We start from the raw sequence: 12,847 nt of genomic DNA, 5'->3' as shown, positions 1-12,847 counted from the left end.
TAACTAATCATACTTTAATAAAGGAATATTAATATTTTGATTAAGGATTCTCAAGGATAAAATTGTTACATAAATCTCCAAATCCAGCTATTCTAAGTACAGATTTGTGTGGTAATATGTTGAAAAGGAAGAAGGTGGACTAAAACATTGTCACGATCGGCAGATTATACTATTTCTGGATTCCTGTATCAGTTTAACAAAACACTAGTCGAAATACTAAACTCACAAGATGATGAAGAGATAACTATAGAGGGCATTGTAGAGGATATTGAAATTAATACACCTTTCGTCACGAAGGCAATTCAGTGTAAATACCACGAAAGCCAAAATGCATTTAATCTGAGTACCATATACAAACCTGTTTTACAGATGATGAGTCATTACTATGATAACAGTAAAAGAGATATCCAATACATATTGTTTGCTCATTTTCCAAGTGAAATAAGTGGCACAACCAAACAACTAACAAAAGTAGACATTGAAACAATCCTAACTACTTCAAATATAAAATTTCAAAGTTACATTAAAAAACTAAAGGATAAAGTTGATATTGATGATTTTCTAACTAAGTTTCATTTTGAGTTCGGGCCCACTATAAATAGCCTTATCGACGAAATAAATAATGCATTTGAAGTTAATGGATTACAACAAGGAGATATAGAATCTCTTTTTTATCCAAATGCCATTCAAATGATTGCAGAGTTAAGTACCAAGCATGGTGCTGATGATAGGAAAATCAAAAAAACAGTCTTACTTGAGAATTTAACGAAAATCCGTAGCACAGCAATCACACGTTGGACACGCGAATTAAAGACATTTGACCAATTAATTAAGCAGCGAAGGAAACAGTTAAGTGGAAACTTGAAAAAAAACTCAAGATCAAGATATTTCTTTATTAGTGACTCTTATCTAGATAACTTTAATGAATGTATCATTACTTTTATTTCAGATTACTTAGAAAAATATCACTTCAAAATTTTACATGATAAACCCCCACTTTTTTATTTGAAATGTTCTCCAGAAGTATTTGAGGACATCCGAATAAGGTTATACAAAAAAGGTATCAAGTTTAATGATGGGTTTGTGGTAGGCAGCTTCTTTGATAAGAATAAATTCTTCATGGATCCAATTCGAGTGAGGATAGGAAGTAATACAAATGATGAGTTTTCCTTGAGGATTTTAAGGTGTGATAATAATTCACATTTGTTAAATGAAATGAAGTGTGATGATTTTTTCATCTTTAGCGACTCAGACTTGGATAATATTGACGACCAAGATATATATATTGAAAAGATAGGTCTTAAGAAAATTCAAGAAGTGAAATTTGTATTGGGAATGAGTGATACATTTGAATAATATAATTGGGAAGGTTCTCTCTAGCGCTCCAAATCTAATAAGTATTATGGTTGACAAGCTATCGATATTAGAGGACAACAAAGAGCATTTGCAAATTGGGAAGTACCTTAAAATATCAGAAGGGAATAATAACCATATAATATCGATAATACAAAATCTAAAGGCGATTAACTATGACGTTAGTGACGGCCTTAGGTTCATCATTGACTCGCAACCCATAGGTTGCATAACTGAAGACGGTCTCTTTCATAGAGGTAGTCTTACACTCCCTGTTCCAACAGAGCCCGTGTATATTGTGGATACTGGTACATTAGATAGAATTTTCCGTTCCGACGACGAGTTTGATTTTCCGCTTGGTGTATTATCTCAAAATAAACATATAGAATTAAATATAAATGGGAATAAATTCTTTAGTAAGCATATTGCCGTAGTAGGCTCAACGGGAGCAGGAAAATCATGTGCAGTATCAAAAATACTTCAGAATGCTGTTGGAATTAATAATGATCAAAATCAAAATTCTACTCTACTAAAGAATTCACATATTGTTATTTTCGACATTCATTCTGAGTACGCGGCAGCTTTCACTTTAGAAGAAGATCAAAATTTCACCTTAAATGACTTGACTGTGGATAAAATAAAGCTTCCTTATTGGTTGATGAACTCCGAAGAACTCGAAGCAATATTTATTGAAAGTAACGAGAGCAATTCCCACAACCAAGTATCGCAGTTTAAAAATGCTGTGATCTTGAATAAACAAAAATATAATTCTCATTTATCGGATATAACTTATGATACCCCTGTGTTTTTTGCAATTAAAGAAGTTTTCAATTACATAGAAAATATGAACCGTGAAGTAATTGGTAAGCTTGACGGTGAGAATTGTCCTAAATTATCTAATGGAACATTAATAACAAATCGAAAAGATTACTACTTTAGCCAAGTTCTTGATTTTGTTCAATCTTCAACGTCAAAGGATAATAAAGCAAGTAATGGGCCGTTTTACGGTGAATTTAATAGATTTGTTTCAAGATTAGAAACTAAATTGTCGGATAAACGGTTATCGTTTCTACTGAACCCACAAAAAGAAGATGGTTCGGTCTATAAGACTAATGACTTTGAAGAAATATTAAAGCAATTTCTTGGATATATAAACAAATCGAATGTAACTATTGTTGACTTGAGCGGTGTGCCTTTTGAAGTACTTAGTATTACTGTCAGTTTAATTTCTCGATTGATATTTGATTTTTGTTTTCATTACTCTAAACTGAAACATAAGAATAAGGAATTAAATGATATTCCTGTACTTGTGGTTTGTGAAGAGGCACATAATTATATCCCGCGATCAGGTGGAGCAGAATATAATTCTTCTAAAAAGTCAATCGAGAGAATTGCTAAAGAAGGTAGGAAGTACGGATTGAGTCTAATGGTAGTTAGCCAACGGCCATCAGAAGTGTCTGAAACAATCTTTGCTCAATGTAATAATTATGTTGCGCTCCGATTAACTAATCATAACGATCAAGCTTATGTAAGAAATTTGATGCCAGAAAGTTCAAATGCAATTGCTGAAATATTGCCAAACCTCTCTCCTGGAGAGTGTCTAGTTGTTGGGGACGCGGTACTAATGCCAACTCTAGTTCAGCTAGAAATTCCAAAACCAGAACCAAAATCTCAAAGCATCAAATTCCATTCGGAATGGAATTTACCTTGGAAAGATGTTGAGTTTAGTGAAGTTGTAAAACGGTGGAGGAAAGAATAGCATTATATTGTTGATATCTAAGTATAGTTTGCATTATATGGGTAACCTGTACTGAAGCGTAGATCAGTACAGGTTATTGTTTACACAATACTCTGGCATATTTATATCGAACATACATTCGCTGACAACTCCCAGTCACACCCATAGTTTATCCTATACCTAACTACTCTTCTAATAGGATGGTGCTCTATGGCTAAAACGCATGACGCTCTTCTGTCCCTGATCACAGGGATTAACAAATGGCAGGGCAACTATGGTAAGATTCCGGACGAGCTTTATAAGGGAATGCTGCTATTCATTGAACAGACAGCTGCTTCTAAAGCTCAACCTCCGGTTGATCTATATCATCTACTGCAGATACTTCATCGCCCCTCCAAAGAATGGGGAATCCCTGACCTCCAAGACCATTACCCCGAAGATGCTCCTTTATTAGAAGAATTCATTGGCTTAACGCCGGATGCTGATGAGTTCCTGAACAGATATGTCTCCCCACAGGATGCTGAGCAACAGACTATGTATGAGATCCTGAAGTACTGCCGAGAAGAAGACCGACAGCTTCAGCAGGAATATACTCGCATCCGCACGTTTCTATCTAATCCCAAAAATGCCGTAGTTACTTCCTTTCAATTGTCCCAATTTGCTGATACATTCCTTGATATTCAACTAACGAATCTGATCAAACAATGTTATGAAGAAATAACACCTGCGGTGGCAAACTTTCGGAAGTGCCCCCACTGTGGATGGACCCTGGAGTATAAGAATGACCGGTGGCGTTGTAATAAGGAAGATATCTGTCATCTGCTTGCTGATTTTGAGCGCATGAGTTCTTTTGATTTTGGTAGGGAAAGAGTATTGCGGCTTGTGCCCGGAATTCAAAGATTTGTATTACTGCCTGGAATATCTGAACTTAGAATCGCCGAACGATTGATTCATAAAGGATACCAGGTTGAGCTCTATCCCAATGTGGATGAATATGATCTCTTAGTATCCGGAGATGGCAAGAGTATATTTCTTGATGTCAAGGATTTCAGAGATCCACGGACGCTTGCTAATTTCTTCAATCATCAGAGTCATGCCTACCTGGAAAAGTACAAGAACAAATGCCTTATTGTAGTTCCGAATTATCGCAGCCAGCTCTTCGCATCTTATCGTGAACGAAGTATGAATCTGCTAAACGAAACTGCTAGGGCATGTATCGAAATGATTATGGAGAAAGAAATTGAATCCACGCTGAAGAAGGTGTTTCTGTGAGGCAGACTTATTGGGATCTTTCAGAAGGTATCATCAAGGCGTTTGAATCACTTCAACTGCGTAAGTCCGAAATTAACCTTCTGGTGAGCATGGAATTATTCATTACAGGTTGTACTTTGATCGATCCTAAGCTATCTATCCATCAAGCGTGGTCAGTTTTGGTTGGTTACAATGAACCCATTCTGAAACATACAACTCGCTCGGACATCATCACCCGGCTGAGAATTCTATTTCCTGAACTGCGAACCAAGAAGAATCTCTTGAAACGAATTAATGCTTATGGGGAAATTGGGAGTGAGTATCGGTTATACGAGATCAAGGAGGATGAAGGAGCAGTTCGTATTGCTCCGCGCTATTTAATTGACCGTTCTTCTATCTATAGCAATATCCTTGAACATTCCATCCCACGCCAGTTGAATACTAAACCCTTTGCTAATGAAAAAGTGTTTACATACTCTCGAAGGATTCGAGGTGGGCAATGGATTACCTTCCAGGGGGAAATCCCTGAATCTATGCTCTCCAATGAAGTCAAACCTCTGCCATCGTATCGGCCTAAAAGAATATTTAAGCTTTCGGTCCCATATAACGGAGCTGTATTAGCAACTGAGATGGATCAACTCCTAGGAGCATCGGCCATGTGGGTAAGTAGGGCCAAGTCTGTGCTTTTGGAATCGCTTGATGGTATGGATCTAGAATTTGTGTATCAAGAGAATCAACACATTGGTGGGGGGCTTGGAGCAGGAAAGTCGACTTTTATGATGATGGAAGCCTACCGGCTGGTAAAACATGAGGGTGCAAGGGTAGGCTTTATTGAAGGTAGTGTTATGCAGGCCCTTGAACGTGTCAAAGAATTGCGTAAGCTTGGAATACATGCTGTTCCTGTTATTGGGAGAACCTCCAGAGAAGAACATCTCAATAACTATTTGTTTGCGAATAGCAGTGGCATTCAAGAGGTTAGTGATTGGCAGAGCCAGCAGTATGAGTCACTTATTCATTTATCCAATGTCTGTATCATCAAAGCGTTGGCTGAAGATTATGATCGGAGCAGCAGATATCCTTGTATCCAGTTGCAGCAAGACGATACATCTGTGAAATGCCCGCTTGCACATGCCTGTGGTGTATATAAAGATCTATCTTCCTTGCAGAATGCTGAGGTATGGGTGGCCACTGCGCCAAGTGTGCTGAAGACACGTATATCAGCAGTGATTGATCCCTTGGAGAGAACGATTTACGAAGCCATGTATGACCTGCTCGATGTTGTTTTTGTAGATGAAGCGGATCAGGTGCAGAAGCAGTTCGATGAGACCTTTTTAACACAATACAATGTGTTTGGGGCAGCCGACGATATCTTTGAACAGTTAAGATATGAGTCTAATGAGCTAACCAGTGGATATTATGGTCAGTATGCTGGTGATCCTGCCTTTATTGAGTGGAACGATAGGCTTCGTATGCTGGATCAGATGATCTGGCGAATTTATAACAAACTGGAATTGTCTCAGACGCTTAGGAAAGATATCAGGAATAATCTGATTCGGGTGGCAGCACTGGCTGGCACACTAAGTGAAAAACTCTCTGGCAATGCTCAACTACAGTCAAGGGTATTCAAACGTTTCAGCGAATATGCCTCGGCCCCATACAAGGATCCAATACTCTCAAGAATCGTTGATGAGATTGTAGATGCAGAAAGCTCCGAACAGAAGCAGAGACTCCTGGAGCAGATTGTATCCAAAGTGAGCGGTGTCCTTAAACCCAGGGTGAAAAAAGAACTGCTCTTTGCGCAGCTTGAATTCTTCCTGTACTTATGTAGGGCAGAGGAGAGTATCAAGTACATTTTAACTACGTTTCCTATGATTCAAGCTAAACTTGGCCTAACGATTAATTTCTCCCCGTTGTTTACTATGCAGAGGGATTATCAGGCATTTATGAAAGAAGCGATGACCGGGATTACCTTGGGATATAAATATGAATTGCCTGACAATGAAAAGACCGGAAAGTTCAAGCTGATTGAATACACTGCAGTGGGCCGTCTGCTGCTTCATGATTGGCATAATCTGTATCAAGAATGTGACGGGAAAGCAGGTCCTGCGGTTGTATTTCTCTCTGGAACCAGTCATGCTCCGAAGTCAGCTCATTATGACTTGAAGACACCTTCAGAATGGTTGCTGCGAGCCAACCGCCAAAGCTCAGTTATTCACATGAATTATAAGCCCGTGCTTGATGAGGTTCGTGGAGAATTTTATTCGGTGTCAGGCATTCGTGATCCAGAACAGAGAGATCAATATTTAAGAGGGATGGTACAGCATCTAAAGCCAGATATTGAATATGAACTGAATCACTGGAGAACTGAAGGTAACAACAGGAGAGTATTGCTGGTTGTTAACTCATATGATGATGTTGAAACGGTCTGCAGTGTTTTTCGAAATGATCGAACTTGGACGGGCAGATATAAGGCGCTCTCAAGAAATGATGGTCACCAAGAAGATCAGTATTCCAGAGTGTTGATCGAGTCCTTTTATCGGGACCGGGCTGAGGTATTGATTGTACCCCTATTGTCTGTTGGTCGGGGATATAACATATTAGATAGGCAGGGAGAGGCCCTCTTCGGTTCAGTATTCTTTCTGGTTCGTCCTTACCCCATACCCAATGATTTGAACTATCTTGTTCAGGTCCTACATGCGTATTTGCCAGAATATTTGCGTCGGATAGAAGGAAAGAACCTTATTTACGATAAGGCGGTTACCAAGCTACGGCAAATCAGCAGCGGTAAGCTGGAGCATATGTATATGAAACCGGATTTCTGGTCGATCTTAAGTCCCAAAGAAAGAGAGATTATGGGATGGTACACTTTTGTTCCAGTATGGCAGATGATCGGTCGTTTGCTGCGTGGAGGGTTAGATGCCCGTGTCTATTTCTGTGATGCTAAGTTCAATGCTAAACCAGCAGGTAACCCTGAAGGATATTCAATGCTTGAAGTATGGGCAGTAATTATGCGCAAGAACATGAAGGATGCTATTTTCCAAAGTTTATATGGGCCCTTTAGCGAAGCGATTAATAATATGAATATGGGAGGCAGTCTATGAACAGAATGGAGCTCTTTGCACTGGAAGTAAATGAAGTGGTATTTTATCATGAAACGATTCATGTCATGCATATGCCGGACAGCTGGCGAAATTTTTTTATTACACAAGCTACACCTCAAAACCACAAGCTTGCTTACAAAGTTGAACCTCTTTGCAAGAAGCTAAAGAGTATATTCCCGGAGATTGTTCATGTGGATTTAAATAATAAAGTACTGCAAAAAGACTTGCCATGGATTGTATCTACTGTTGAAATTCCAGAGTCTCATATCAAAAAGCTTACTCTAGGTTGGTTTGCACATTTGAAAGGATATTCAGAAGCAAATCTACCGGAAGTGGTTAAAGAGGCCGAACTGGTATGGCAATCCTCTAGCTTTGGTGAACTTCATGAATCTATTGATAAATACCAATGGCTTCCTGGCTTGGCAGCTCATAAGTTCTGCGAAGAACTGCGAACAGTTGAGTTAGGTCAAGGTATAGTAGAGGAGTTCCAGTTTCATCATACGATCTTTAATAATCAGCATGAATGTGTCTCGAATCCGATCAGAAAATCACCGAAACACGATCCTTTTTCGTATGTACTGAAGGTTGAACTGAAGAATCGTGGTGGGGATACTGAGAGATCGCTTCTTCTTGTAACTGTAGGTACACGTCGGTATTTGAAGAATGCACAAATTAAGGAAGGTTCTTGTTATTTAAAAGCGGATCATGCCTGTTCTGTTCTTGTGTCAGTCCGTAATCCGTATTCGTTGCAAGAAAAGCTTTCTTTCTCACAGCTTCAGTTTGAGCGTCGTGCTGGTAGTGGACAGGGAATACCGCCTTTTGCAGTCTGGAAAACAGCCCTGGATGGTTTGTATTGGGATGTTCTGTACGGAGAATCCTTCGAACCGGATATGTTGCTCTTTAACCCTGCTGCATTCCTGGACGGAAATGGTGAAGTTACTGCCTATGTAGTCAATCATCACTCTTTCAATGGCAAAGGTAACTTTGTGAAGTCAGGACTCGGGTTGTCGGAGAAAAGTGGTCTGTTTAATAAGTTTAAAGAAGTACTTGCAATGGATCATCTAACACCGATATTTCATATTCCAGAGATCCCTCGTAAGCGTATGAATGATATTCGGTTCCCCATTGTCGCGCATCAAGCAGAAAAGCTAATTATTGAGGTTTATAGTAGTGAGGAAATGTTTACTGCAATGAAAGAAGTTTATACGACTGAACAAAAATCACTGGAAAATAAATCAATAATCTTTAATCGTCAAATTTCAGAGAATGTTTATGACCTCAATTGTGATAAGGATGTAACGATAGAGTTCGTACACTGCAGTCCTGTTGAAATTGTGAGTGAACTGGAAGTTGGAACATTTAAAGCTGATGTTGCCTTTATCAAGCGAGTGAATCAAATTAACAAGCTGCTTAATGAAGAACGGTCTTCTGGAGATCAGCGGACATTGGCATTAGTGGAGATTGCGCCTAAAGAAAACTGGAGCAAAGACGGTGATCCTAAGAGAGCTATAAGGGAAGGGATGAAAAAGGCAAGACGTCTTACTCAGTTCATACATCCTCTTACAGGAGATGAGAAGGGGAATACTGCTCGCATAATCAATGCATTATTTGATTTGCTTAATGATGCAGGCTTCCTAAGCAACAATGTGACCAAGGTAGATTCATACGGTCCAATTCTGTCATTTAATATTTTAAAAGCAGACAACAAATATTTACCTGTCATATCGAAAATGGACGGTACAGAAATAATGTTCAAGATATTCGGAATTGAGTCATGGTTACCATTAGGAGAGGCACCTTTTTATCTGGAACAGGTGAAAATGTTGGACAATCCGGGCAAATGGAACCAAAGCAAACAGGTTTTTCTAAATTTTATAGTCAGAGTTATTGAGATTGAGCTTGGTCAAGATGTGAAGCAGCTAACAGTAATGATGAATGCGACGCTGAGAAAGGACTGGCTTCCAGTCATTCGAAATACTGACCTTCAATACGATAAAGTTCCTTATCTGAGCGAACGACTAGTAAATGATGCTCGTCTTAAGTTTATACGTGTCAATATGACGGATGATGTGCCACAATATAGGATTATTGAAGATGATGCTGAAGAGAAATTCAACAAAGCTTCGGGGATCTTCAAAGATCCACTAGGGATTTATTATGGTGTTGGTGGAAGGCCAAGAGCATGGTCTGGTGTGAGAAATGAAGATATCAAGTTCCTGTCTCCTAGCAAACAGCTGCTTCAGCAGAAAGCAGTTGAGTATATTCCTCTGGGAGAGCTGGATGAGATGGAACGTGATGATCTGGCTAATTTAGTTGATCAGCTGCGAAGAGTAGGTCTGAATTACGATAAACATACAATATATCCGTATGGTATACGGATCACAAAAATTCTGTCGAAATATTTAACTGGGAAAGAGAAGAATTATGATCCGGAATTTGATGAGGAAGTGGAGTTTTGGGAGGAGGTTGAGGAGTTGGTGTAGTGTGTATTCTTATAGGTACAGGCAATATAAAGCTGAGATTAATCAAGACGACATACTTGTCGTCTTTTTTAGTTAGCTTTTAATTAGCAAGGACTTCTGACCTGTTTTGTCGAATTAATTCGAATGAGGGAATATTTTCAAATGAACATACGTTCGCTGACATGTGGATGTCTAGGTAATATGGTCTAATGGAAACAGCGGTAAGATGAATGGATGGAGGCGGAGTAGAAATGGCGTTTCTAAAATGTTCAGTATGTTCAAGCATGCTTAAGGCTGTTCAAATATCTCATAGAATTAGTCAGGTTGGAGAGCAGCGGAGATTAGAGTATACCCCCACTGGAATCCAATGTTCAGATTGGTCACCCATAATGGAAATCTATAAAAATCATCTGGAAGGAGTCTACTGCCCGGAATGTCAGGCTGTTGTCCATCTGGAAAAAGCTGAAATTCCGTTATGCGAAGATTCTCGGATTCCGGGTGTGAGCAGTAGTGAGTTCTCCGCTCATGAAGTTCTGGAGAAGCTAAAAGCATTAGCCGATGTTGAGGATGCAGAGATCTACGTACATACGTTACCGGCCAAAGAAGCTATTTATGCAGAAATTCCAGAATTCACACCGCAGCCGATACGGGAAGCTTTGAGCCGAATGGGCATAAATCAACTTTATGTTCATCAGAGGGAAGCAGCAGAAGCGGTCCATGCAAAATCTAATGTGGTGTTAGTTACTTCTACTTCTTCAGGAAAGACCTTGTCATACAACTTACCTATTCTTAGTTATCTTTATGAACACCCGGAAGATAAAGCATTGTATCTGTTTCCAACCAAAGCCTTAGCTAATGATCAATTGGATCAACTCAAACGTTTTGGTGAAATCAAATCTACCAATCAGCCATCCTTGGATGAGTGGTTTGAGACCGAGTTGAAGTTAGATGAACGTATCATACATGCAGGTCGACTAGATGGAGATACGGAGAATGGGCCAAGGCAGCGAATTATGGAAAAAGCACAGATATGGATGAGCAACCCGGATATGATCCATTATTCAATTCTTGGACAGGTTCAAGCGTTGAAATATTCTTCAGGTCAGCATATCCGAAATTATCTTTGCAATCTCAAATTTATAGTGCTCGATGAGATGCATATGTATCGAGGTACGTTTGGATCCCATGTTGCACTTGTACTACGCCGATTGCTTAAGGTTTGCCGTGAGCTAGGAAATACCCGAAACATTCAGATCATAACCAGTTCGGCTACCATAGATAATCCGGTGAAATTGGCTCGGGATCTAACAGGTCTTAAAGAGTTTGTACTCATTGATACGGATGGTTCAGCTCATCAGCGCAAAGAGATCGTTCTATGGAATCCAGGGATATCAGCTGGTGAGCAGGTTAGACGTGCACCCTCAACGGATGCAATTACGATTGCTAAGCAAGCTATGACAGTCAATCAGAAAGTAATTAAGAGTATTATCTTTCAGCCCTCCCGGAGTCAGACGATGGTGTTTACCAAATATATTAAAGACGTTTTAAGACAGCCGCTTCGCTTGCCAAAGGAACGTGTCGATGGAGAAAAACTAGCTGCCTTTTACACGGGAATATTGCCTAATGAGACTCGGAAACGAATTATCGAACGTCTGAAATCCCACGACATCCACGTCATTATTACTACGAATGCACTTGAAGTAGGGATTGATATTGGTGATTTAAGTCTGGCTGTTTTGGTTGGATATCCTGGTTCGAAGGCGGCATTCTCACAGCAGATCGGGCGAGTAGGACGGAAAGGTGAGGGAGTCGCAATACTCATCTGGCAGGATGATCCCCTTCAGCAATATTATATGCGCAATCCGCATGAATTTCTGCATAAAGCACCTGAGGTTGTAAGGATTAATCCGACTAATTATAAGCTATTAGAGCTTCATTTACCTTTACTCAAGGAAGAACTTGGGCGGAATTTAACGGAAATAGATCTGAAAAGTATGTTTCCGACCCTACATGAGGAATATATTCAGACCGTCTTACAGACTGCGGTTGCAGCTGAAGGAATAGATGAAGTAGTTGTTGATAAGAAGTTTAGTCTACGTTCTATCTCAGGTCAGAGCTACAATGTATCTATTCGTGGACAGAATCATTCTGTAGTGGATGGCCTGAATGAATGGAGTGCCATGAGGGATTTCCATGAAGGAGCCATCTATTGGACACCAGGCGATAAAGCCTATCGTGTAGATTCCATTAATCGCCGGAAAGGTGAGATTATTCTTTTACCTATTCAGGAGCTAACTTATCATACTCAATCTTCTTATAAAGATACTATCGATATTATTCAGACGTACCAGAGACGTGATTTTGAAGAGTTTCATATGGTTTATGGTGAGTTAGAAATTAAGAGAAGTGTATTTGGCTACAGAAAACTGTTTTTTGGGCAAAAGAGCGATTTAGAACAAGTGGCTCTAACTCATCCATCTGTAACGAAATTTGCTCCAGAAGGAACTTGGCTAACCATTACAGATTCAAATTGGCTGCTGTTAAAAGAGAATATCCAGGAATGGACAAGTGAACATCGAACTACCGAGATGCTGATAGAAGCTTCACTTCATGCTGCTCAGCACGCTATGACATCGGTAATTCCAGATATGATCATTTGTGATACTAATGATTTTTCAGGTTTCTCTACAAGCGGACTGTCTACTTTTGCTAATCGACCAGTTATAGGGTTCTATGGAGAAAATGGATCTGGGCTTGGGACGATCGAGGCAATCTATGAGAATACAGCTAAGGTGATGCGCAAGGCTCTAGATCTTATGGAGAGTTGTCCGTGCAATGAAGGATGTCCAAGTTGTGTTCAACTCCCTGGTAAGTACAATGTTGAACTATTTAAACCTGGAGCAAAGATACTCCTGAAATCTTTAATCGAGAGGAACGATTAA

6 protein-coding genes are annotated in these 12,847 nt (G+C 39.6%); all 6 read left to right on the top strand.

The window, feature by feature from the left end; translation table 11 throughout:
* The first annotated feature begins 147 nt into the window (after window positions 1–147).
* Window positions 148–1,356: a hypothetical protein gene (locus MKX42_RS27830; protein WP_340756242.1), complete on the top strand. Its 1,209-nt coding sequence runs from the start codon at window positions 148–150 to the stop codon at window positions 1,354–1,356.
* Window positions 1,340–3,112 carry an ATP-binding protein gene (locus tag MKX42_RS27825; RefSeq protein ID WP_340756240.1) on the top strand — a complete coding sequence of 591 codons (1,773 nt, stop codon included), beginning with the start codon at window positions 1,340–1,342 and terminating at the stop codon, window positions 3,110–3,112. Before MKX42_RS27830 ends, MKX42_RS27825 begins: the two co-directional genes overlap by 17 nt.
* 189 nt (window positions 3,113–3,301) lie before the next feature.
* Window positions 3,302–4,363, top strand: coding sequence for a restriction endonuclease-related protein (locus tag MKX42_RS27820; RefSeq protein WP_340756239.1), 1,062 nt, complete (start codon window positions 3,302–3,304; stop codon window positions 4,361–4,363).
* Window positions 4,360–7,443 (top strand): pPIWI_RE_Z domain-containing protein, encoded by a 3,084-nt coding sequence (locus MKX42_RS27815; RefSeq protein WP_340756237.1) that lies wholly within the window; start codon window positions 4,360–4,362, stop codon window positions 7,441–7,443. Before MKX42_RS27820 ends, MKX42_RS27815 begins: the two co-directional genes overlap by 4 nt.
* A complete protein-coding gene (locus tag MKX42_RS27810) occupies window positions 7,440–9,926 on the top strand; it encodes a pPIWI_RE module domain-containing protein (protein WP_340756235.1) in 2,487 nt (828 codons plus the stop codon). The genes MKX42_RS27815 and MKX42_RS27810 overlap by 4 nt, the downstream gene beginning before the upstream one ends.
* A 230-nt stretch (window positions 9,927–10,156) precedes the next feature.
* Window positions 10,157–12,847 carry a DEAD/DEAH box helicase gene (locus MKX42_RS27805; RefSeq protein ID WP_340756233.1) on the top strand — a complete coding sequence of 897 codons (2,691 nt, stop codon included), beginning with the start codon at window positions 10,157–10,159 and terminating at the stop codon, window positions 12,845–12,847.

The organism is Paenibacillus sp. FSL R7-0204, from assembly GCF_038002225.1.
In the GTDB taxonomy this organism is placed as follows: domain Bacteria; phylum Bacillota; class Bacilli; order Paenibacillales; family Paenibacillaceae; genus Paenibacillus_AQ.
The sequence above is the reverse complement of the archived record's forward strand: the minus strand, read 5'-3'. Positions and strand labels throughout refer to the sequence as shown.